Here is a 21,250-nt window from a genome sequence, read left to right as displayed (position 1 = left end):
CCGAATCCGGCCACGGAGAGCGGCACGCCCGGACGGAGAGGATCGGCGAACGCACGGTCGGCCCGGCCGCTGTTGCGGTCCGGGCGGCAGCCGGGGGCTTCACTGCCCCCCTGGCGTATCGCGCTGATCACGGCAAAAGCCTATCGCCCCCGACCCCCGAACCGTCATGAGCCGTATGCGTACAAAAGAGCGGGGGAAGTTTGACGATATGGACAGCGACACGTGTCTCCTCGGCAAACCCGCACGCCGGAGGCACCGTGTGCGCAAGCATGGACACAGCACGACAGACCGACCATCTGTGATCTGGGAGAGCCATGGCGAAGATCCTGATCGTGACCGGGGACGCAGCGGAGTCCCTGGAGGTGATGTACCCCTACCAGCGGCTTCTGGAGGAGGGCTACGAGGTCGACATCGCGGCCCCGGCCCGCAAGACGCTCCGCTTCGTCGTCCACGACTTCGAACCGGGCTACGACACGTACACGGAGAAGCCGGGCTACACCTGGCCCGCCGACCTGGCCTTCTCGGAGGTCGACCCGGGCGCGTACGTGGCGGTGGTGATCCCGGGCGGCCGGGCGCCCGAGTACCTGCGCAACGATCCGGAGCTCCGGAAGATCCTCAAGGCCTTCTTCGACGCCGACAAGCCGGTGGCCCAGATCTGCCACGGCCCGCTCCTTACGGCGGCGATCGGCAGCCTTGAGGGCCGCCGCGTCACGGCCTACCCGGCCCTGGAACTCGACATGCAGTCGGCGGGAGCGACCTACCAGGACAGCGAGGCGGTCGTGGACGGCCTCCTGGTCTCCTCCCGGGCCTGGCCGGACCACCCCACCTGGATGCGCGAATTCCTGAAGGTCCTCCGCGCCAAGGGCTAGGACCCCCGTTGTGGGCAGGCGTTCCGCAGGGCGGAAAGGTGGGCACAACCCACCCACCGGGCCGCACCCGGCCGGTCCGCCTGCCCACCCGGACAGCGTCCGTCAGACCAGCTCCTCCGCCACGGCGACGGCCTCCTCCAGCGAGTCGACCACCGGCACCCCCACCCGCGACAGCGACGCCCGACTGTGCGACCCCCCGGTGTAAAGCACCGCCCGAGCCCCCACATGTGCCGCAGCGATCGCGTCATCCGCCGCATCGCCGATGACGACGACCCGCTCGGCCGGAACGCGCAGCGCGGCAAGGTGCCGCACCATGTGCCCCGACTTCCCCTCGGTCGACGCATCCACGCGCCCGTCCACGCGGACGAACCGCTCCGCGATCCCATGCCTCCGCACCAGCGGAATCAGGTCGGCATGCGGCGCAAGGGACAGCAGCGACTGCGTGGCCCCCGCCTCCTGCCGCGCCAGGAGCAGCTCCGCCGCCCCCGCGGTGAGCCCGCAGGACTCGGCCCGCTCCCAGTAGTGCCGATGGAAGGCCCCGTCCATGACGGTCCACTCCTCGTCCGTCGGCAGCCGCCCCATCAACCGCTCGTAGAACTTCGGCACCGGCACCGTGTACAGATCGCGGTACCGCTCCAGCGTGATCGATTCGAGCCCGAGTTCGGCGAAGGCCGCGTTCGTCGCGCCGATCACCGCGCCGATGTCGTCGAGCAGTGTGCCGTTCCAGTCCCAGACCAGGTGTTTTCCGTGCTTCCCCATGGAGAGAGACGGTACCCGGCGGCTCAGCCCAGCAGGGAGGGGATCTCCTGCACCCCGAACCAGAGCAGCTCGTGGTCCTCGGCCCCGTCCACGACGAACTGCGCGTCGTCGTCGCCCTGGTCCGCCGCGCCGAGCGCGTCGGCCGCCGCCGTGACGTCGGCCTCGGCGTCGTCCGCGTCGGCGTGCACGGCCGCGGCCTTGGCCAGCGGTACGGCTCCGGCGACGCGGACCTCGCCGATGGAGCCGGAGTCGAGGCCGCGGTCGGGGTCGACGGTCGCGTCCTTGTCGGCCACGTCGACGGCGACGACGATCCGGCGCCGGGGCGCGTCGGGGTCGCCGGCGAGGAGCCGCAGGGAGGCGGAGGCGGCCCGGTTGAGCGCCGCGTACTCCAGCTCCTCGATGTCGTCGGAGACGTACCACTCGCGCAGCGCGGGGGTGACGGCGTAGGCGGTCAGCGGACCGGGACCCAGCTCGCCCGCCTTGTGCGCCTGTGCGAGACCGGGGAGGGTCAGAGGGACGTAGACGCGCATGGCAGGCCGCTTTCGTAGACGCAGGGCCCTCAGGATACGTGCGGAGTCCCCCTTCGGGGCGGCGGGCCGGACTTGCCGTCCGTCCACCGCCGAGGGCCGCCCGCCGAGCCGCCGGAGACCCGATTTTCGAGCGCGTCACCCGGATAGGTGATCCGGTTTCGAAGCCCATCCGTCGCGTCGGACTCCTTGCGGGGCCTCGGAGTCGAGCCGTACAAGATCCCCAACGGAAGTTACCGACTGGTACCACTCGGTTACGCAACGACAGGGGATCGCCATGAACGCCACGCTCACCACCACGCCCTCCCCGCTCCCCCGACCCCGCTCCCGCTCCCGCACGGCCCCGGGCGGCCCGGCCGGCACGCGCCCGCGCGGTTCCGCCGGGACCCGCCCCCGCACCCCCGCCCAGGCCGGCCCGCCCCGCACGCTCCCCCCGCACACCGTCTTCGCCGAGCGCCTGCTCGCCGTGCTGAGCGGGGAGCGACCCGTCCACTGGATGCTCGGCCACACCGTCGGAGACGCGTACGAGCAGCTCGTCCGGCTGGCCCCGGAGACGCCCCTGCGCTCGCTGGGCCCGCGCCCGGTCCTGCGCCGCTGCTCGGTCCAGCTCCACCGGCCGCAGGCGGCGATCGAGGCCTTCGCGACCATCGCGACCGGCCCCCGCGTACGGGCCATGGCGTTCCGCCTGGAGCGCGGCGAGGACCAGCGCTGGCGCTGCGCCGCCGTGGAGCTCGACGGCCTCGGCGTGGCCGCCCGCCACCCATGACGAAGGGGCCGGCCGCCCTCCCGGGCGACCGACCCCTCCTACGACAGCTTCAGAACGTCACTTCTTGCGGCGACGCCCGCCGCCCGCGTTCTTCTGCGCCTTGCGGCGCTCCGCGCGGGTCATCCCGTCGCCCTCCGCGTCCTCGGCGCCGAAGTCGCCCTCGACGACACCGCCGTCCCCGTCCACGGTCGGCGCGGAGAAGTGCAGCCGGTCCGGCCGCTGCGGGGTGTCGAGCCCCTTGGCGCGGATCTCCGGACGCCCGGCACCCGCCGGAACCGCGTCCTCCTTCGTGAGCGAAGGAGCGGACGCCTGCACCGGGACCTCCTCGACCTGCTGCTCGACCTGGACCTCCAGGTTGAACAGGTAGCCGACGGACTCCTCCTTGATGCCCTCCATCATGGCGGTGAACATGTCGAAGCCCTCGCGCTGGTACTCGACCAGCGGGTCCTTCTGCGCCATCGCGCGCAGGCCGATGCCCTCCTGGAGGTAGTCCATCTCGTAGAGGTGCTCGCGCCACTTGCGGTCGAGGACGGAGAGGACCACGCGACGCTCCAGCTCGCGCATGATGTCCGAGCCGAGCTGCTTCTCACGGGCGTCGTACTGCTCGTGGATGTCGTCCTTGATGGACTCGGCGATGAACTCGGCGGTGATGCCCGCCCGGTCCCCGGCCGCGTCCTCCAGCTCCTCCACGGTGACCTTCACCGGGTAGAGCTGCTTGAAGGCGTTCCACAGACGGTCGAGGTCCCACTCCTCCGCGAAGCCCTCGGCGGTCTCCTGGCGGATGTAGTCGTCGATCGTGTCGTCCATGAAGTGGCGCACCTGCTCGTGCAGGTCCTCGCCCTCCAGGACGCGGCGGCGCTCGCCGTAGATGACCTCGCGCTGCCGGTTGAGGACCTCGTCGTACTTCAGGACGTTCTTACGGGTCTCGAAGTTCTGGGTCTCGACCTGCGACTGGGCGGAGGCGATGGCGCGGGTGACCATCTTGTTCTCGATCGGGACGTCGTCCGGCACGTTGGCCATGGCCATCACGCGCTCGACCATCTGCGCCTTGAACAGACGCATCAGGTCGTCGCCGAGCGAGAGGTAGAAGCGGGACTCGCCGGGGTCGCCCTGACGGCCGGAACGACCGCGGAGCTGGTTGTCGATACGGCGCGACTCGTGGCGCTCGGTACCGAGGACGTACAGCCCGCCGAGCTCCTTGACCTCCTCGAACTCCGCCTTCACGGCCTTCTCGGCCCGCTCCAGGGCGCCGGGCAGGGCCGCGGCCCACTCCTCGACGTGCTCGACCGGGTCAAGGCCCGCCTGGCGCAGCTCGGCCTCGGCGAGGTCGTCCGGGTTGCCGCCGAGCTTGATGTCCGTACCACGGCCGGCCATGTTCGTGGCGACCGTGACGGCGCCGCGGCGGCCGGCCTGGGCGACGATCGTGGCCTCGCGCTCGTGGTGCTTGGCGTTGAGGACCTCGTGCGGGATGCCGCGCTTGGCGAGCTGCTGCGAGAGGTACTCGGACTTCTCGACGGAGGTCGTGCCGACGAGGACCGGCTGGCCCTTCTCGTGCTTCTCCGCGATGTCGTCGACGACGGCGGCGAACTTGGCGACCTCGGTCCGGTAGATCAGGTCGGACTGGTCCTTGCGCTGCATCGGCCGGTTCGTCGGGATCGGGACGACGCCGAGCTTGTAGATCTGGTGGAACTCGGCGGCCTCGGTCATGGCCGTACCGGTCATGCCGGAGAGCTTGTCGTAGAGGCGGAAGAAGTTCTGGAGGGTGATCGTGGCGAGGGTCTGGTTCTCGTCCTTGATCTGCACCCCTTCCTTCGCCTCGATCGCCTGGTGCATGCCCTCGTTGTAGCGGCGGCCGGCGAGGATACGGCCGGTGTGCTCGTCGACGATCATGACTTCGCCGTCCATGACGACGTAGTCCTTGTCCTTCTTGAACAGTTCCTTCGCCTTGATGGCGTTGTTCAGGTAACCGACGAGCGGGGTGTTCACCGACTCGTAGAGGTTGTCGATGCCCAGCCAGTCCTCGACCTTGGCGACGCCCGCCTCGTGGATGGCGACGGTGCGCTTCTTCTCGTCGACCTCGTAGTCGCCGGTCTCCTCGATGCCCTTGAGCGGGTTGCCGGGCTCGCCCTTGCTCAGCCGGGTGACCAGCTTGGCGAAGTCGCCGTACCACTTGGTCGCCTGGTCGGCCGGGCCGGAGATGATCAGCGGCGTACGGGCCTCGTCGACGAGGATGGAGTCGACCTCGTCGACACAGGCGTAGTTGTGGCCGCGCTGGACGAGCTCGTCCTTGGACCACGCCATGTTGTCGCGCAGGTAGTCGAAGCCGAACTCGTTGTTCGTGCCGTACGTGATGTCGCAGGCGTACTGCTCACGGCGCTGGGCCGGCGTCATGTTGGCCAGGATGCAGCCGACGGTCAGACCGAGGAACTTGTGGACGCGACCCATCATCTCGGAGTCGCGCTCGGCCAGGTAGTCGTTGACCGTGATCAGGTGCACGCCCTTGCCGGAGAGCGCGTTGAGGTACGCCGGGAGGGTACCGACGAGGGTCTTGCCCTCACCGGTCTTCATCTCGGCGACGTGGCCGAGGTGGAGGGCGGCGCCGCCCATCAGCTGGACGTCGTAGTGGCGCTGGCCGAGGACGCGCTTGGCGGCCTCGCGGACGGTCGCGAAGGCCTCCGGCATCAGGTCGTCGAGGCTCTCGCCGTCGGCGTACCGCTGCTTGTACTCCTCGGTGAGCGCCCGCAGGTCGGCGTCGGAGAGGTTGACGAAGTCCTCTTCGATGGAGTTGACCTGGTCCGCGATGCGGTGCAGTTTGCGCAGGATCTTGCCTTCGCCTGCACGCATGAGCTTGTTGAAGACGGACACTGAGGCTGGTCTCCTTGCCGGTCGGGCCTGGCACTGGGTCTTGTGATGGACGCGAGCGCGGGCACGGCAGGTGGTCCCCACCGTAACGGCCATCGTAAGCGAGACCGCCCGTGCAGAGGGAGGCCCGCAGTGCCGGAGCCGTACGTCCGCCCGTAAAGAGAACGCACGAGGTGGGCGGAAGGTGCCGCCCCATCCGAAAAGTGTTCGCTTCCGGTCCGCGTGGTCACCACAATCCCGGCATGGATCCCATCACCCTCACGACCGACCGGCTGCGTCTGCGGAACTTCGTCCCCGAGGACGTGGACGCGGTGTACGCGATCTGCCAGGACCCCGACATCCGCCGCTGGACGACGGTCCCGGACCCCTATCGGCGCGAGGACGCCGAGCTGTTCGTCCACCGCCTCGTCCCGGACGGCTGGCGCGACGACACCGAGTACGCCTTCGCCGCCGAACCCGTGGAGGGCGGCCCGCTGCTCGCCGCGGCCAGCCTGAGCAGTCGCGGCGGGGGCGTCTGGGAGGTCGGCTACTGGCTGGCGAAGGAGCACCGCGGCGCGGGCCACATGACCGAGATCGTCCGGGCGCTCGCCCACTGGGCCTTCACCGGGCTCGGCTGCACCCGCCTGATCTGGCGCGCCGAGGTCGGCAACGCCGGCTCGCGCGCGGTGGCCGAGCGGGTCGGCTTCGTCGTCGAGGGCGTCCAGCGCGCCGGCCTGCCCAACAAGGGCACCCTCCGGGACGCCTGGGTCGGCGCCCTGCTCCCCTCCGACTTCGGACTGCCCAGCCCCCTGCCGTACCTCCCGGCCCGTACCGCCTGAGCGCACGGGCCACTGTCAGTGCCGGGGCCTAGGGTGCGGTCCATGACGACTGCGCCGCGACCCGCCGCCGAACTGTCCGCCGACGAAGCCCGCAGGATCGCCCTGCGCGCCCAGGGGTTCCTGGGCGCGCCCGACCGCAGGGCCGGGGTGCGCGGGGTGCTCCGGTCGCTCGGCCAGGTCCAGCTCGACACCATCTCGGTCCTGGCCCGCTCGCACGAGCTCATTCCGTACGCGCGCCTGGGCGCCGTGGGCCGCCCGGCGGTGGAGCGGGCGTACTGGACCGGGGCGCACGCCTTCGAGTACTGGTCGCACGCCGCCTGCGTCCTGCCCGTCGAGGAGTGGCCGCACTTCGCCTTCCGCCGGCGCGCCTACCGCGACCGCCCGCACTGGGGCCACGAGCTGTCCCCCGGGGCGTACGGGAAGGTGATCGACCAGTTGCGGGACCAGGGCCCGCTGACGGCGACCGAGCTGGGCGGCGCGAAGAACAAGGGCGAGTGGTGGGACTGGTCCGACAGCAAGATCGCCGTCGAGCGGGCCCTGATGTACGGCGAGGTGGTGGTCACGGAGCGGCGCGGCTGGAAGCGGGTGTACGACCTGGCCGAGCGGGCGATCCCGCAGGAGCTGCTCCACGACGACCTGGACGACGCAGAGTGCGTGCGACGGCTGGTACGGCAGGCGGGCGAGGCCCTCGGCGTGGGCACGCGCGCGGACATCGCCGACTACCACCGGATCAAGGCCGAGCAGTTCGACGCGGTGGTGGAGGCCTCGGGTCTGGTGCCGGTGACGGTGGCGGGCTGGGGGAAGCCCGCCTGGGCGGACCCGGCGGCGCTGGCCACGGAGCCGCGCGGCCGGCACCGCACGACGCTGCTCTCGCCCTTCGACTCGCTGATCTGGGAGCGGCCCCGCACGGAGCGGATCTTCGGCTTCACGCACCGCCTGGAGGCGTACGTGCCGAAGCAGAAGCGGATCCACGGCTACTTCGCGATGCCGGTGCTCGCCGGGGGCCGGCTGGTCGGCCGGGTGGACCCGGCGCGGGAGGGCCGGACGCTGGTGGCGAAGCAGGTCTCGCTCGACGGCCCCAAGGCCGTACCGGCGGTGGCGAAGGCACTGCGCGAGGCGGCCGAATGGGTGGGCTGCGAGGCGGTGACGGTGGAGCGTCTCGACCACCCGCAGCTGCTGCCCGAACTGCTCAAGGCGCTCGCCTGAGGGTCAGCGGATCTCGAGGCTCTTCACAGGGGCGCCCCGGTGCTGCGGCCCTAACGGATCTCGAGGATCTTCTCCCGCATCGCACTGCATCCCCCGGGGGACGACCCCCGGCCCCCCAGCAGGGAGCGCCTCGTGGTGGGGCCTCAGCGGATCTCGAGGATCTTCTCCCGCATCGCGTAGACCACGGCCTCCATGCGGGAGTGCAGCTGGAGCTTCTCCAGGATGTTCCGGACGTGGTTCTTCACCGTGTTCTCGGAGATGAACAGCTCCTTGGCGATGTCCCGGTTGTTCATCCCGGTCGCGACGAGCTTGAGGACCTCCAGCTCGCGGTCCGTCAGCCGGGGCGCGGGCACGAGCCGGCGCTCGTCGGTGCGCTGGATCATCGACTTGAACTCGGTGAGGAGCTTGGACGCCATCGAGGGGCTGATCTGCGACTGCCCGTCGGCGACCGCGCGGATCGCGGTGGCCACCTCGTCGGTGGAGATCTCCTTGAGGAGGTAGCCGGTGGCCCCCGCCTTGATCGCGTCGTAGAGGTCGGCCTCCTCGTCGCTGATCGTCAGCATGATGATCTTCGCGCTTGGGGCCACCTCCTTGATGGAGGTGCACGCCTCGATGCCGCCGCGCCGTGGCATCCGTACGTCCATCAGAACGATGTCCGGCAGCAGATCGGCGGCCTTGTCGACGGCCTCGGCACCGTCACCGGCCTCGCCGACCACCTGGATGTCCTCCTCCTGGGCGAGGACGATCTCGAGTCCCCGGCGGAAGAGGGCATGGTCGTCCACGACGAGGACCCGGATCGGCTCCTTGCGGAAGGCTCCGCTGTCCGAATCCGATCCCTCCGGGACCGCGCCACCGTGCTCGCGCCCGCTGAGCACCGGCCCGAAGCTGTCCGCCATCGTTCCTCCCCCTGAAGGCCGTGGCCTGAATTCGTTTCCGGTCCTCCAACCCGTGCTCGCTCGGCACCGGTTGGCGTGCACGCCATGATTTCATGCCCGGGCGGCCACGGGGCGATCCACGGACGCACGGGGGTGCCCCTGGGGGCGCGAAGTGCGCTCCAGGGGCACCGAGAGGGACACCTCAGTTCGGAGGCGGTACGGGCGGCCGGTCAGCCGCCGAGCGCACCGCCGACGCCGCCGCCCTCGGCGAGCGGGTCGCTCTCCAGGTGGATGACGCCGTAGTCGTAGGCGTGTCGCCGGTAGACGACGCTGGGCTGCTTGGTGTCGGAGTCGACGAAGAGGTAGAAGTCGTGCCCGACCAGCTCCATCTCGTAGAGCGCCTGGTCGAGCGTCATCGGTGCGGCCCGGTGGGTCTTCTCGCGGACCACGAGCGGGCCTTCGCCCTGGACCTCGATGGAGCCCATCATCGTGGTGGGGACCGTCTCGGTCTCGTCCACGGCCAGTTGGCCGTTTCCGTTGAACTTGGCGGCGCCGGGCACCACGTCCGCGACCTCCGCCGCGGACAGCCGGCCGCTGCCACGGCGGGTGTACCGCTTGTCGTGCTGCTTGCGCAGTCGGGCCTCGAGCTTGCCGTGGGCGAGGTCGAGCGCTGCGTAAGGGTCGCCTGCCGCTGCTTCCGCCCGGATCACCGGGCCTCGGGAATGGACGGTGATCTCCACACGGTCGGACCGGTCGGCCTGCCGCGGGTTGGTCTCCTTGGACACCTCGACGTCGAGGCTGATCACCTTGCCGTCGAGCTTCTGGATCTTCTCCAGGTTCAGCTTCTCGGCCACGTGCTTGCGGAACCGCTCGGGCACCTCGGTCTTGCGGCCCTTGACGACGATGTCCACGCAGAACTCCGTTCCCGGATCGCCCTGGTCGGCTCCTTGGCCGCCGGGCATCTCCCTTTGCACCAGCTCCGGTGGTCACCGGAGCTCGGACTTGGCGACTTCGACCTCCTCCTCCCCAGTCGACAAGATCTCCACCCCATCGACAAGAGGTTAATTCGCCCTGAACTCCTGTCCTGTAGGCGCAACCATGTATTCGGTGAGGCGATGGCATTCGCCATTCCTCACAACCGAACATAGCCCCTTCGGACGGGTGTCGGCACCCGCTACCGCGACATACCTCCGTTCGAGTGCTTTCACCTCTCACCACCTGCAACGATCCAAGTTTCCGGCGAGTTCCGGTTTATTTCGAACGAAGCGGGAGAGGATGCGATCACAGCCGCCACCCGCTGTTCGATTCCGCGCTGCGCCGAACCGGCCGGTAAGCCGTGCGGTATTCCGTGAATGAACGGAAGGTGTACGGCTCCGATGGCGCGCGCCGCCTCCGCGAGCGAGGCGCCCGTGGTCATCAGGTCGTCCACGAGCACCACCCTTCCCGCCGTCAGAAGCCGTGCTCCGCCCGGTACGACCTCCAGGGCCCCCGACAGGTTCGCGAGCCGCCCGCGCGCCCCGAGGCCCGCCTGGTCCGCCACGTGACGCCGCTGCCGCAGCACGGGCACGACCCGCGCCGGCCGGCCCGCCCGCCGCAGCCGGGCCGCGGCCGCCAGCGCGATCCGCCGCGTCGGATCATGGCCACGCGCCCGTACGGAACGCCGCGAGGACGGCACCGGTACGAGGAGCAGTGGACCGTCCGCCGGCCCCTTCGCGGCCCCGGCAGCGGCCTCCACGGCCCCGGCGAGGGCGCCGCCCAGGGGCCCGGCGAGCGTGAGCGCGCCGCGTTCCTTGTGGGCGATGAGCAGCTCCCGTACAGCTTCGGCGTACGGCGCGGCGGCGTGCACCACGGGCAGCCCGGCGGGCTCGGGCGAGGGCCGCACCCTGCGCGGCGCCGAACCGGCGAGCGCGTCCGCGCAGGCAGGGCACAACTCCGTGCGTGGTCTGCCGCAGCCTCCGCAGGCGACCGGCAGCACCAGCCCGGCGATCTCGCGCCACCACCCCCGCATGGCTCCACTGTGCGCCTCGGGACGCTTCCGGGCCACCCCTGTGGAAAACCCACGGGCAGCCCGGAAGTACGTCAGGTACGCCCTTCGGCCGGGGCCTCGTCAGCGCTCGGCGGAAGGGGTCCTAGCCGGGGTAGACGGGCGAGAACCCCTTCTTGGCCACCGGCTGCCAGTTCGTCCCCGGGGCCAGCCGGACGATGCCGTCGTCGCCGGAGTCGGCCACCACCGGCGCCTTGTCCGTGTGCGGCGCGGCCACCGACGTCACCCCGTTCAGACCGGGGAGCACCGAGGTCGTCGAGGTCGAGCCGTCGGTCTGGAGGTAGCGGATCTGCTGGACGCCGCCCGCCTCCTTGCCGACCACGACGAGCCGGCTCGGCCCCGCCCAGGAGACGGCCGTGACCGACTCCATCCGGGGCGCGGCGGGCTGCAGGTCGAGGACCGAGACGACCTCCTCGTCGCCCGACGTCTGGCGCTGGATCCGGCCGATCTGCAGGGTCGTGCGCTCGCCCCGGGTGACGACCAGGGCGATCCGTACGCCGTCCGCGGAGACCCGCAGGGACTCGATGCGGGTGTCGTCGCCCAGCCAGGGCGTGCGGACCTTGACGGGGTGGCCGGTGCCGCCGGGCACCATCCACAGCCGGGACGCGGCCGGGTCGCGGTCGGCGACCCACAGGTCGCCCCTGACGTCCCAGCTGGGGGCGGACAGCCGGTCGGACGGCCGGGCGCCGCGGCTCGTCAGGACCGGCGGCAGCGGGTCCTGCTCGGTGGTGATGGAGGAGACGAGGAGCTGGCGGCCGGTCTCGCCGACGCCGGCGGCCCGGGTCTCGCTCCGGTCGACGGCGACGGAGCCGAGCGGCACGGTGCCCTTGCCGAAGGGCCCCGGCACCTCGATCGGCGCGTCCGCCTCCTTGCCGCCGATCAGGAGCTTCATCAGCTTGCCGTGCTCGTCGACGAAGTAGGGGGTCTCCTCGCGGTCGGCGTTGCGCACGGCCGCGAACTCGGCCGCCTGCCCCTTGCCGAGCCGGCACAGCGACTGCCCGCCCGATCCGAGGAGCTCCACCTGCTCGACCCGTACGGAGGTGAGGTCGCCCAGGGTGAACAGCAGCTGCGCGGCCATCCGCCGGCAGGCCTCTCCGCCGGCCCGGTCCGCCTTGCGGTTGAGCGGCACCCTCAGGGTGGACTGGTCGTCGGTGGTCAGGGTGGTGACGCCGCTCTTGAGCTCCGTACCGGAGGGGAACTGCGAGTCGACGGCCGGCTTGAGCCAGTTCGTCGGGCCTTCGAGGAGCGCCTTGACCGTCTGCGTCACCGGATCCATCCGGGTGACGGGGTCCTGCCGCTGCCGGATGTAGACGGGGTCGGCGACGACCCAGTTCGCACCGGAGGCGAAGTAGTACTTGTTGACCGACCGGTAGTTGCGGAGGAAGTCGGCCTCGCCGAGGACCAGGCCGGGCGGGAGGCTGTCGATGCGCCACTCCTTGCCCTTGCCGTTCGCCGAGGGCTGCTGCACGACGTGGATCGACTGGAGGTACTCGGCGGGGCTGACCGGCTGGTACGCGTGCCGGGCGTCCACGGTCGCGATCTTGCGGCCGGACAGCGGGTAGGCGCGGCCCTGGTTGTCGGGGTCGGCGTTGCGGTCGGTCGGCTCGCGGTCGGGCGCGGTGGTGAGCACGGTGATGCTCTGCTCCGGCCTCCAGCTCTGCGCGGCCTTCTTGGTGAGGTACTTGCGGGCGGTGGCGAAGCCGGGGTCGTCACTGGTCATGGCTTCGAGGAAGCCGTCGACGATCTCGTCCGGGTCCGCGTTCTCCCGGGGCGCGACGGCGTAGACCCGCACCTGCGAGTCGCCCGTGTTGGACCCCTTGACCGGCTGTACGTCGCCGCTGTCGGGCATCGTCGCGCATCCGGTCACCAGGAGCCCGCCGCACGCGGCGAGGACCACCGCGCGTGTACTCCGTCCCCGCCCCGCGTGCTCCGCTCGGGAGTCAGCGCCCACGTGTTCCGTCCTCCCGCTCCAGGTGCCCGTCTCCACCGGCCGTCGTCGTGCCCACCCCGCCGTCGCCGTCCGTCGCCGCGCGCGCCACGACCCGGGCGCCGCTGCCGGGCAGCGCCGTCGGATCGACGGTCGCCCGCGGCGGCGCGGGCAGCCTCGGCGGCACGGCGAGCGCGGGCCGGTCGCCCGCGGGCTGCGTCGGCACCGAGGTGAGGCGGCCGCTCTCCTGTTCGCGTACGGCGGCCGCCTGCTCGCGGTTGCGCCGTGAGTCCTCGGGCTCCAGCGGGATCGGGGAGCCCCGCAGCGGCTCGTCCGCGGTGCGCGGCAGGGTGAGCCGGAACTGCGAGCCACCGCCGGGCTCGCCCCAGGCCTGGAGCCAGCCGCCGTGCAGCCGCGCGTCCTCGACGGCGATCGACAGGCCGAGGCCGGTGCCGCCGGTCGTCCGCGCACGTGCCGGGTCGGCACGCCAGAACCGGTTGAAGACGCGGGTCGCCTCGCCGGGCTTCAGACCCACTCCGTAGTCCCGTACGGCGACGGCGACGGCCCCGCCGGCGGCGGCGAGCTTCACGACGACGTCGCGGCCCTCGCCGTGCTCGACGGCGTTGACGACGAGGTTGCGCAGCACGCGCTCGACCCGGCGGGCGTCCGCCTCGGCCACGACGGGCTGCTGGTCGCCGAGGACGACGATCCGGGTGCCCTTGCGCTCGGCGAGGGGTTCGGCGCCGCCGATGACCCGGCGGACGACCTGCCGCAGGTCTATCGGCTCGGCTTCGAGGGCGGCCGCGCCCGCGTCGAAGCGGCTGATCTCCAGGAGGTCGGAGAGCAGCGACTCGAAGCGGTCGAGCTGGTCGCCGAGGAGTTCGGCGGAGCGGGCGGTGACGGGGTCGAAGTCGACACGGGCCTCATGGATGACGTCGGCGGCCATCCGTACCGTCGTCAGCGGCGTGCGCAGCTCGTGCGAGACGTCGGAGACGAAGCGCCGCTGCATCCGCGAGAGCTCCTCCAGCTGCTGGATCTTCAGCTGGAGGTTGGAGGCCATCTTGTTGAAGGCCTCGCCGAGGCGCGCGATGTCGTCCTCGCCCGTGACCTTCATGCGTTCCTGGAGGCGGCCGGCCGAGAGCCGCTCGGCGATCCCGGCGGCCATCCGTACGGGCGTGACGACCTGGCGCACCATGAGCCAGGCGATGGCGCCGAGCAGCACGACGACGAAGAGCCCGGCGGTCGCCAGGGTGCCCTTGACCAGGGTGAGGGAGTCCTCCTCCTGGGTCAGCGGGAAGAGGTAGTACAGCTCGTACTGGTCGCCGTCGGCGTCGTTCAGCCGCTTGCCGATCACCAGGCCGGCCTCGGACGCCTTGCCACTGGTGTAGTGGATGCGCGTGAACTTCTGGAAGGTCCCGGTGCCCTGGGCGACCGAGTGCCGCAGGTCCGCCGGGATGCTCGTGGTCGGGTCGACCTCGCCGGAGGCGCGGGCGCCGCGGCTCGCGGTGTCACCGGTGTCGAGGGAGAGCGCCACGACGTTGAACGCGCTCTGCCCACCGCTGGCGAGCTGCTCGACCAGGGTGGAGCGCCAGTTCACGGAGGCGCCGGCCCGTCCGCCGTCCTGCTGCCCGGGCGCCGAGGGGGTGGTCGCCGCCCGGTCCTGGGCGGCGGAGAACCCCCCGGCGGCCTGGCTCTGGGCGGCTCTCTCCTTGGCGTCGAGCAGACCGTTGCGGACCTGCCCGATGACGACGATGCCGAGCAGCAGCACCACTCCGAGGGACATCAGCAGGGTGCCCGCGACGATCCTCAGCTGGATGTTCCGCCGCCACAGCCGCACCGCGGGCAGCAGCGGCCGGCGGACCCAGCGCGCGAACAGCCGGAGGACCGCCCTGCTGCGGAGCAGACGGCCGAATCGCGAGCCCCCCCGCCCCGGTCCGGCAGTCCGCCCCGTACGGACTCCCGGGTCCCCGGGCCTCGGAGCAGCACTGCCTGCACTCATGTCAGCTCGGTCCCGCCTTGTAACCGACACCGCGGACGGTCACCACGATCTCCGGGCGCTCGGGGTCCTTCTCGACCTTCGAGCGCAGCCGCTGGACGTGCACGTTCACCAGCCGGGTGTCGGCCGCGTGCCGGTAGCCCCAGACCTGCTCCAGAAGCACCTCACGCGTGAACACCTGCCACGGCTTGCGCGCCAGCGCGACCAGCAGGTCGAACTCCAGCGGGGTCAGCGCGATGGACTGACCGTCCCGCTTCACGGAGTGCCCGGCCACGTCGATGACCAGGTCGCCGATGGTGAGCTGCTCGGGAGCGGGCTCCTCGGACCTCCGCAGCCGCGCCCGAATGCGGGCGACGAGCTCCTTCGGCTTGAACGGCTTCACGATGTAGTCATCGGCACCGGACTCCAGGCCCACGACCACGTCGACGGTGTCGCTCTTGGCCGTGAGCATGACGATCGGCACCCCGGACTCGGCCCGGATGAGCCGGCACACCTCGATGCCGTCCCTGCCGGGCAGCATCAGGTCGAGCAGCACCAGGTCTGGCTTGGCCTCTCTGAAAGCGGCAAGCGCCTTGTCACCGTCAGCGACGAACGACGGCTCGAACCCTTCACCCCGCAGCACGATGCCGAGCATCTCGGCCAGTGCGGTGTCGTCGTCGACGACAAGAACGCGTCCCTTCATATCGACATCATCCCATTAGCCAATCGTTACCTGCCGTGACCTGTCCCACAGCGCCTCCCCCAGCCCGGGCCCTGATCTCATGGTCGGTGGCCCGCTCGGCCCGTAGTCGTGCGGTTCGCGCGACCTGATCGGGCATCCGCACAGTGTGCCGTCTGCCGCTCGCACAATGAAGGTCCGGACGAACGTACGAAGGAGATCAAGGCTCCGGCCCACGGGCGGGCCCCGCGTGGCACGATGGCACCCGGCCCGCCGCCGTGTCAGGTGTCGGCCGCCGTGACCGAGCCGGTTCGCCGATCCGGCACCGCGACCATTCCTCCGAGGTGGACGACCGTGAACGACACTCCGGGCTGGACCTCGCCCGGATCCGCCCCCTCCGACGGCCAGGACGGCTCGGGGGTCCCCGGGCCCCCCTCCGCGGCCGACGCGAACGGCTCCGCCACCCAGTGGTCCAAGGACCAGCCGCCCGCCGGCCAGTGGTCCCCGCCGACCGACCGGACCCCGCCGACGGCACCCGGCCAGAACTGGGGAACCCCGCCCCCGAACGTCAACTGGGGCAGGCCTCCGGCCGCGAAGCCCGGAGTCATCCCGCTGCGCCCGCTGGGCATGGGGGAGATCCTCGACGGCGCGGCGAAGACCCTCCGCACCTACTGGCGCACGGTCCTCTCCATCACGGTCACGGTCGCGGTGATCTCCCAGATCGCCGACATCCTGGCCCAGCGCTACCTCGTGCCGGCCGCCCCGGAGCTCAACCCGGACGCCACGCCCGCCGAGGCGCTGGAACAGTCCCTGGACGCGGCCCAGGCCTCCCTGATCGGCCTCGGCCCCGCACTGCTCGTGACGATGATGGCGTCGCTGGTGAGCGCCGCCCTGCTGACCGTCGTCATCAGCCGCGCGATCCTCGGCCGCCCGGTCTCCCTGGGCTCCGCCTGGCAGGAGGCCCGCCCGCGGCTGCTCCAGATGCTCGGCCTGACCCTGCTGCTCGCCGTCATGGTCGCCGCCATCGTGAGCGTCGGCCTGTTCCCCGGTCTCCTGATCGGCGGCGCCGCCGGTGTGGCCCTGACCTTCCTCGGAGGTCTCGGCGCCATGGTGGCGGTCGTCTGGCTGATGATCCGCTTCAGCCTCTCCTCCCCCGCCCTGATGCTGGAGCGCCAGGGCATCATCCCGTCGCTGAAGCGCTCGGCGAAGCTGGTGCAGGGCTCGTGGTGGCGGATCTTCGGCATCACGATGCTGACGCAGCTGCTGATCTTCCTCTTCGCCATGATCATCGCGATCCCGTTCACCATCGTCGGCTTCGCGGTGGACGGCGAAGGCTTCGAGGGCGTGCTCTCCGGCACCGCCACCACCGTCGGCTGGCCGTTCCTGATCGTCACGGGCATCGGCGGCGTGATCACCAGCGCGATCACCTACCCGATCTCGGCCGGTGTCACGGTCCTCCTCTACGTGGACCAGCGCATCCGCCGCGAAGCCCTGGACCTCGAACTGGCCCGGGCCGCGGGCCTCCCCGGCTACGGCACCACGCCGGGCACCGACACCGTCGGGGGCTGATGCGGTGACGGTCACGGGGGGAGCGGCCGCGACACTGGGACGGCTGCGCGCCGACGGCGACGTACCGGTGGACATCTCCCGCGTCCCGGCCCGCGAGGCGGCGGAACGGGAGCTGTCCGACCCGAAGTACCACCAGAACGACCCGAACCTCCTCCAGCGCGGCCTCGACCGTTTCTGGGAGTGGCTCGACGACCTCTTCGGCGCCGCTTCGGGGGCCACCCCGGGCGGCGTGCTCGGCCTCGTCGTCATCGTCCTGCTCGTGGCCGCCCTCGTCGCCGCCCTCTGGTGGCGCCTCGGCACCCCGCGCCGGGCCCCCGGCACCACCGGCGACTCGCTCTTCGCCGACGGCCCCCGCACCGCCCGGGACCACCGCACGGCCGCCGCCCGGCACGCCTCCGCAGGCCGCTGGAACGAGGCCGTGCAGGAACGGATGCGCGCCATCGTCCGCTCCCTCGAAGAGCGCACCCTCCTCGAACCCCGCCCCGGCCGCACCGCCGACGAGGCCGCCGCCGAAGCCGGCCGCACCCTCCCCTCCCACGCGGACGAGCTCCGCCTCGCGGCCCGCACCTTCGACGACGTCACATACGGCGGCCGCACCGCCGACGAGCCCGCGTACCGCCGCGTCCAGGAACTGGACACCGCCCTGGAGCGGACCCGCCCCACCCTCGACTCCGCCTCCACGGGGGCACCCGCATGAGCCGCCCGGCCGCCGGCACCTCGACCGCACCCACCGCCCGCCAGGTGTGGACCCGCGTCCGCGGCGCGGTCCTCGTCGTCGCCCTGGTCCTGATCGGCGGCCTCGTCCTCGCGACGGTCCGCTCCACCGACGCCCACGCCGCCCTCGACCCGCGCTCCGCCGACCCCCACGGCAGCCTGGCCGTCGCCGAACTCCTCAGGGACCGCGGCGTCACCGTCACCCTCGCCACCACCCTCGACGAGGCCACCGCGGCCACGGACACCGGAACGACCCTCCTGGTCACCACCCCCGACCTGCTGACGGACTCCCAGCAGTCCACCCTCCACAGGGCCATGGAGAACTCCACCGGCCGCACGGTCCTCATCGGCGCCGGCCGCGCGTCCCTCTCCACCCTCGCCCCGGGAGTCACCAGCGCCCCGAGCGTCCCGGTACGGGAACGCACCCCCGACTGCGCCCTGCCGGCCGCCACCCGCGCCGGCAGCGTCGACCTCGGCGGCGAACGCTACGAGCCCTCCCCCGGCACCACCACCTCCGTCTGCTACCTCGCCGACGGCCTGCCGACCCTGCTCCACCTCCCCGACACCCACTCCGGCAGAGGCACGGGTACGGACACGGTCCTCCTCGGCTCGCCCGACATCCTCTACAACTCCCGCCTCGACCAACGGGGCAACGCCTCGCTGGCCCTGCAACTCCTCGGCTCCCAGCCCCATCTCGTCTGGTACCTCCCCTCCCTCTCCGATGCCTCGGCCACCGCCGACGCACCGGCCGACGACACCACGGGCAACTTCCTCGCCCTCATCCCCTCCGGCTGGCTGTGGGGCGCCCTCCAACTCGCCCTCGCAGCCCTGCTCGCCGCCCTCTGGCGCGGCCGCCGCCTCGGCCCCCTGGTCACCGAGCGCCTCCCCGTGGCCCTCCGCGCCTCGGAGGCCACCGAGGGCCGCGCCCGCCTCTACCGCAAGGCCAACGCCCGCGACCGCGCCGCCACCGTCCTGCGCACCGCGACCCGCTCCCGGATCGCGCCCCTGCTCGGCGTCCCCCTCCAGGACGCCCACTCCCCCGACCGTCTCCTCCCCGCACTCTCCGCCCGTCTCCCCGGGACCACCGCGGACCCCAGGAACCTCCTCTTCGGCCCGGCTCCCGCCGACGACGCCACCCTCATCCGCCTGGCGGACCAACTCGACGCCCTCGAAAGAGAGGTACGCACCTCATGAGCGCCCCGACCCCCGAGACCGCCACGGACTCGGACAGCGCCCGCGCCTCCCTGGAGGCCCTGCGCACCGAGATCGCGAAGGCCGTGGTCGGCCAGGACCCCGCCGTCACCGGTCTCGTCGTCGCCCTGCTCTGCCGGGGACACGTCCTCCTGGAAGGCGTCCCCGGAGTCGCCAAGACCCTCCTGGTCCGCTCGCTGGCGGCCGCACTCGAACTCGACACCAAGCGCGTCCAGTTCACCCCCGACCTGATGCCGAGTGACGTCACCGGCTCCCTGGTCTACGACGCCCGCACCGCCGAGTTCTCCTTCCAGCCCGGCCCGGTCTTCACCCATCTGCTGCTCGCCGACGAGATCAACCGCACGCCCCCGAAGACCCAGTCCTCCCTCCTGGAGGCGATGGAAGAGCGTCAGGTCACGGTCGACGGCACCCCGCGCCCCCTCCCGGAGCCGTTCCTGGTCGCCGCGACCCAGAACCCCGTCGAGTACGAGGGCACCTACCCGCTCCCCGAGGCCCAACTGGACCGGTTCCTCCTCAAGCTGACGGTCCCTCTGCCGTCACGCGCGGACGAGATCCACGTCCTCACCCGCCACGCCGAGGGATTCGACCCCCGCGACCTGAAGGCCGCCGGCGTCCGCCCCGTCGCGGGACCCGCCGAGCTCGAAGCGGCCAGGGCCGCCGTCGCCAAGGTCTCGGTCTCCGCCGAGATCGCCGGCTATGTCGTCGATATCTGTCGTGCCACGCGTGATTCCCCCTCACTCACGCTCGGGGTCTCTCCCCGAGGCGCCACCGCCCTGCTCTCCACCGCCCGCGCCTGGGCCTGGCTCACAGGCCGGGACTACGTCACCCCGGACGATGTGAAGGCCCTCGCGCTCCCCACTCTGCGTCATCGCATCCACCTGCGGCCCGAGGCCGAGATGGAGGGGGTCACCCCCGACTCCGTCATCAACTCGATCCTCGCCCACGTCCCCGTCCCCCGCTGAGAACGGCGCCCCATGGCCCTCACCGGACGAACCGCGCTGCTCGCGGCTCTCGGATCGCTCCCCGTGGGCATCCTCGCCCCCAGCTGGGCGGGGATGCTCGCGGTGAACGCGCCTCTCTCGCTCGCAATTCTGTGCGACTACGCGTTGGCGGCGCCAGTGAGAACGCTCCAATTCACCCGAAGTGGTGATACATCCGTTCGACTCGGTGACGGGGCCGAAGTCCAGCTCACCGTCACCAACCCGTCCCGCCGTCGGCTCCGGGCCCAGCTCCGCGACGCCTGGCCGCCCAGCAGCTGGCTCCCCGGCACCGAGCAGGCCGCCTCACGCCGCCGCCTGACCGTCCCCGCCGGCGAGCGCCGCCGCCTCACCACAAGCCTGCGGCCGACGCGCCGCGGCGACCGCCGCGCCGAACGGATCACGGTCCGTTCCTTCGGACCTCTCGGCCTCGCGGCCCGCCAGGGCCACCACGAGGTCCCCTGGACCGTCCGCGTCCTGCCGCCCTTCACCAGCCGCAAGCACCTGCCGTCGCGTCTGGCCCGGCTCCGCGAGCTCGACGGCCGCACCAGCGTGCTCACCCGCGGCGAGGGCACGGAGTTCGACAGCCTCCGCGAGTACGTCCCCGGAGACGACACCCGCTCGATCGACTGGCGGGCCACGGCCCGCCAGACCGCCGTCGCGGTCCGCACCTGGCGCCCGGAGCGCGACCGGCACATCCTGATCGTCCTCGACACCGGCCGCACCTCGGCGGGCCGCGTCGGCGACGTACCCCGTCTGGACGCCTCGATGGACGCGGCCCTCCTCCTCACCGCACTCGCTTCCCGCGCCGGTGACCGCGTGGACCTGCTGGCCTACGACCGCCGCCTGCGCGCCCAGGTCCAGGGCCGTTCCGCCGGCGACGTCCTGCCGGCCGTGGTCAACGCCCTCGCCCCGCTGGAGCCCGAGCTGGTGGAGACGGACGCGCGCGGCCTCGCCGCGACGGCTCTGGCACGCGCGCCGCGCCGCTCGCTGATCGTCCTCCTCACCAGCCTCGACGCGGCCCCGATCGAGGAGGGCCTCCTCCCGGTCCTCCCGCAACTCGCCCAGCGCCACACCGTCCTGGTGGCCTCCGTGGCCGATCCGCACGTCACGCACATGTCCAAGGCCCGCGGCACCATCGAGGCGGTCTACGAGGCAGCGGCGGCAACGCAGACACAGTCCCAGCGCGCCCGCACCGCGGACCAACTGCAGCACCACGGCGTCACAGTCGTCGACGCCACCCCCGACACCCTCGCCCCGGCCCTGGCAGACGCCTACCTGGCCCTGAAAGCGGCCGGCCGCCTCTGAGCCCGAACGACAGACACCCCCTCCGAAAGGGGATCCGTACCGTAAACGCAGAAAAGCCCCGCACCATGAGGTGCGGGGCTTTCCCACAATGATTGTTCGGCGGCGTCCTACTCTCCCACAGGGTCCCCCCTGCAGTACCATCGGCGCTGAAAGGCTTAGCTTC

At 71.8% G+C, this 21,250-nt stretch carries 18 protein-coding genes and 1 rRNA gene; 9 read left to right on the top strand and 10 right to left on the bottom strand.

Annotation, left to right across the window (positions count from 1 at the left end; genetic code table 11):
* Nucleotides 1-314 precede the first annotated feature (314 nt).
* The gene (locus ABT041_RS31865) at nucleotides 315-869 is read left to right on the top strand and encodes a DJ-1/PfpI family protein (RefSeq protein ID WP_351191019.1); all 555 of its coding nucleotides are present in this window, start codon (nucleotides 315-317) and stop codon (nucleotides 867-869) included.
* Between the two features lie 102 nt (nucleotides 870-971).
* On the opposite strand, the gene ABT041_RS31860 is transcribed toward ABT041_RS31865, so the two are convergent.
* On the bottom strand, nucleotides 972-1,628 hold the full coding sequence (locus tag ABT041_RS31860; protein WP_351191017.1) for an HAD family hydrolase: 657 nt from the start codon (nucleotides 1,626-1,628) through the stop codon (nucleotides 972-974).
* 23 nt (nucleotides 1,629-1,651) lie between these two features.
* Entirely contained in the window at nucleotides 1,652-2,158 is a 507-nt protein-coding gene (locus ABT041_RS31855; protein ID WP_351191015.1) for a DUF6912 family protein, read from the bottom strand.
* A 274-nt stretch (nucleotides 2,159-2,432) separates the two neighbouring features.
* On the opposite strand from ABT041_RS31855, the gene ABT041_RS31850 reads away from it, so the two are divergent.
* Nucleotides 2,433-2,921 (top strand): Rv3235 family protein, encoded by a 489-nt coding sequence (locus ABT041_RS31850; RefSeq protein WP_351191013.1) that lies wholly within the window; start codon nucleotides 2,433-2,435, stop codon nucleotides 2,919-2,921.
* Nucleotides 2,922-2,978: 57 nt separating this feature from the next.
* Here the strand turns inward: ABT041_RS31850 and secA are convergent, their stop codons facing one another.
* Nucleotides 2,979-5,786 carry a preprotein translocase subunit SecA gene (secA, locus tag ABT041_RS31845; RefSeq protein WP_351191011.1) on the bottom strand — a complete coding sequence of 936 codons (2,808 nt, stop codon included), beginning with the start codon at nucleotides 5,784-5,786 and terminating at the stop codon, nucleotides 2,979-2,981.
* A gap of 239 nt (nucleotides 5,787-6,025) precedes the next feature.
* On the opposite strand from secA, the gene ABT041_RS31840 reads away from it, so the two are divergent.
* A complete protein-coding gene (locus tag ABT041_RS31840) occupies nucleotides 6,026-6,601 on the top strand; it encodes a GNAT family N-acetyltransferase (protein WP_351191009.1) in 576 nt (191 codons plus the stop codon).
* 42 nt (nucleotides 6,602-6,643) lie between these two features.
* Entirely contained in the window at nucleotides 6,644-7,807 is a 1,164-nt protein-coding gene (locus ABT041_RS31835; protein WP_351191007.1) for a winged helix-turn-helix domain-containing protein, read from the top strand.
* A gap of 143 nt (nucleotides 7,808-7,950) precedes the next feature.
* On the opposite strand, the gene ABT041_RS31830 is transcribed toward ABT041_RS31835, so the two are convergent.
* The 6 genes from ABT041_RS31830 to mtrA all read right to left on the bottom strand — a co-directional run bounded on the left by ABT041_RS31830 (nucleotide 7,951) and on the right by mtrA (nucleotide 15,331).
* Nucleotides 7,951-8,703 (bottom strand): response regulator, encoded by a 753-nt coding sequence (locus tag ABT041_RS31830; protein ID WP_017237000.1) that lies wholly within the window; start codon nucleotides 8,701-8,703, stop codon nucleotides 7,951-7,953.
* 209 nt (nucleotides 8,704-8,912) lie between these two features.
* Entirely contained in the window at nucleotides 8,913-9,593 is a 681-nt protein-coding gene (gene hpf / locus ABT041_RS31825; protein ID WP_502976630.1) for a ribosome hibernation-promoting factor, HPF/YfiA family, read from the bottom strand.
* 293 nt (nucleotides 9,594-9,886) lie between these two features.
* Nucleotides 9,887-10,690 (bottom strand): ComF family protein, encoded by an 804-nt coding sequence (locus ABT041_RS31820; RefSeq protein WP_351191002.1) that lies wholly within the window; start codon nucleotides 10,688-10,690, stop codon nucleotides 9,887-9,889.
* Nucleotides 10,691-10,811: 121 nt separating this feature from the next.
* The gene (locus tag ABT041_RS31815; protein WP_502976629.1) at nucleotides 10,812-12,677 is read right to left on the bottom strand and encodes an LpqB family beta-propeller domain-containing protein; all 1,866 of its coding nucleotides are present in this window, start codon (nucleotides 12,675-12,677) and stop codon (nucleotides 10,812-10,814) included.
* Nucleotides 12,667-14,652, bottom strand: coding sequence for an MtrAB system histidine kinase MtrB (mtrB, locus tag ABT041_RS31810; RefSeq protein ID WP_351191000.1), 1,986 nt, complete (start codon nucleotides 14,650-14,652; stop codon nucleotides 12,667-12,669). The genes ABT041_RS31815 and mtrB overlap by 11 nt, the downstream gene beginning before the upstream one ends.
* Nucleotide 14,653: 1 nt before the next feature.
* Nucleotides 14,654-15,331 (bottom strand): two-component system response regulator MtrA, encoded by a 678-nt coding sequence (mtrA, locus tag ABT041_RS31805; RefSeq protein WP_010356958.1) that lies wholly within the window; start codon nucleotides 15,329-15,331, stop codon nucleotides 14,654-14,656.
* A 330-nt stretch (nucleotides 15,332-15,661) separates the two neighbouring features.
* On the opposite strand from mtrA, the gene ABT041_RS31800 reads away from it, so the two are divergent.
* From ABT041_RS31800 to ABT041_RS31780, 5 genes are read left to right on the top strand one after another with little or no spacing between them, the layout of a single operon-like run.
* Complete coding sequence (locus tag ABT041_RS31800; protein WP_351190997.1) at nucleotides 15,662-16,876, top strand: hypothetical protein; 1,215 nt, start codon at nucleotides 15,662-15,664, stop codon at nucleotides 16,874-16,876.
* Nucleotides 16,877-16,880: 4 nt separating this feature from the next.
* Nucleotides 16,881-17,573 carry a DUF4129 domain-containing protein gene (locus tag ABT041_RS31795; protein WP_351190995.1) on the top strand — a complete coding sequence of 231 codons (693 nt, stop codon included), beginning with the start codon at nucleotides 16,881-16,883 and terminating at the stop codon, nucleotides 17,571-17,573.
* Nucleotides 17,570-18,784: a DUF4350 domain-containing protein gene (locus ABT041_RS31790; RefSeq protein ID WP_351190993.1), complete on the top strand. Its 1,215-nt coding sequence runs from the start codon at nucleotides 17,570-17,572 to the stop codon at nucleotides 18,782-18,784. The genes ABT041_RS31795 and ABT041_RS31790 overlap by 4 nt, the downstream gene beginning before the upstream one ends.
* Nucleotides 18,781-19,764, top strand: a complete 984-nt coding sequence (locus ABT041_RS31785; RefSeq protein ID WP_351190991.1) for an AAA family ATPase — start codon at nucleotides 18,781-18,783, stop codon at nucleotides 19,762-19,764. The genes ABT041_RS31790 and ABT041_RS31785 overlap by 4 nt, the downstream gene beginning before the upstream one ends.
* A 12-nt stretch (nucleotides 19,765-19,776) precedes the next feature.
* Complete coding sequence (locus tag ABT041_RS31780; protein ID WP_351190989.1) at nucleotides 19,777-21,087, top strand: DUF58 domain-containing protein; 1,311 nt, start codon at nucleotides 19,777-19,779, stop codon at nucleotides 21,085-21,087.
* A 94-nt stretch (nucleotides 21,088-21,181) separates the two neighbouring features.
* Here the strand turns inward: ABT041_RS31780 and rrf are convergent.
* Nucleotides 21,182-21,250: ribosomal RNA gene (gene rrf / locus ABT041_RS39130) — 5S ribosomal RNA — on the bottom strand; the annotation flags it as partial.

Source organism: Streptomyces sp. NPDC002825 (assembly GCF_040295385.1).
Taxonomy (GTDB): domain Bacteria; phylum Actinomycetota; class Actinomycetes; order Streptomycetales; family Streptomycetaceae; genus Streptomyces.
This window is presented reverse-complemented; position numbering and strand designations above follow the sequence as displayed.

Excerpts from the sequence above, each read along its gene's own strand:
- ABT041_RS31865 (WP_351191019.1), top strand. The coding sequence starts at position 315 with ATGGCGAAGATCCTGATCGTGACCGGGGACGCAGCGGAGTCCCTGGAG.
- ABT041_RS31860 (WP_351191017.1), bottom strand. The coding sequence starts at position 1,628 with ATGGGGAAGCACGGAAAACACCTGGTCTGGGACTGGAACGGCACACTG.
- ABT041_RS31855 (WP_351191015.1), bottom strand. The coding sequence starts at position 2,158 with ATGCGCGTCTACGTCCCTCTGACCCTCCCCGGTCTCGCACAGGCGCAC.
- ABT041_RS31850 (WP_351191013.1), top strand. The coding sequence starts at position 2,433 with ATGAACGCCACGCTCACCACCACGCCCTCCCCGCTCCCCCGACCCCGC.
- ABT041_RS31840 (WP_351191009.1), top strand. The coding sequence starts at position 6,026 with ATGGATCCCATCACCCTCACGACCGACCGGCTGCGTCTGCGGAACTTC.
- ABT041_RS31835 (WP_351191007.1), top strand. The coding sequence starts at position 6,644 with ATGACGACTGCGCCGCGACCCGCCGCCGAACTGTCCGCCGACGAAGCC.
- ABT041_RS31830 (WP_017237000.1), bottom strand. The coding sequence starts at position 8,703 with ATGGCGGACAGCTTCGGGCCGGTGCTCAGCGGGCGCGAGCACGGTGGC.
- ABT041_RS31820 (WP_351191002.1), bottom strand. The coding sequence starts at position 10,690 with ATGCGGGGGTGGTGGCGCGAGATCGCCGGGCTGGTGCTGCCGGTCGCC.
- mtrB (WP_351191000.1), bottom strand. The coding sequence starts at position 14,652 with ATGAGTGCAGGCAGTGCTGCTCCGAGGCCCGGGGACCCGGGAGTCCGT.
- mtrA (WP_010356958.1), bottom strand. The coding sequence starts at position 15,331 with ATGAAGGGACGCGTTCTTGTCGTCGACGACGACACCGCACTGGCCGAG.
- ABT041_RS31790 (WP_351190993.1), top strand. The coding sequence starts at position 17,570 with ATGAGCCGCCCGGCCGCCGGCACCTCGACCGCACCCACCGCCCGCCAG.
- ABT041_RS31785 (WP_351190991.1), top strand. The coding sequence starts at position 18,781 with ATGAGCGCCCCGACCCCCGAGACCGCCACGGACTCGGACAGCGCCCGC.
- ABT041_RS31780 (WP_351190989.1), top strand. The coding sequence starts at position 19,777 with ATGGCCCTCACCGGACGAACCGCGCTGCTCGCGGCTCTCGGATCGCTC.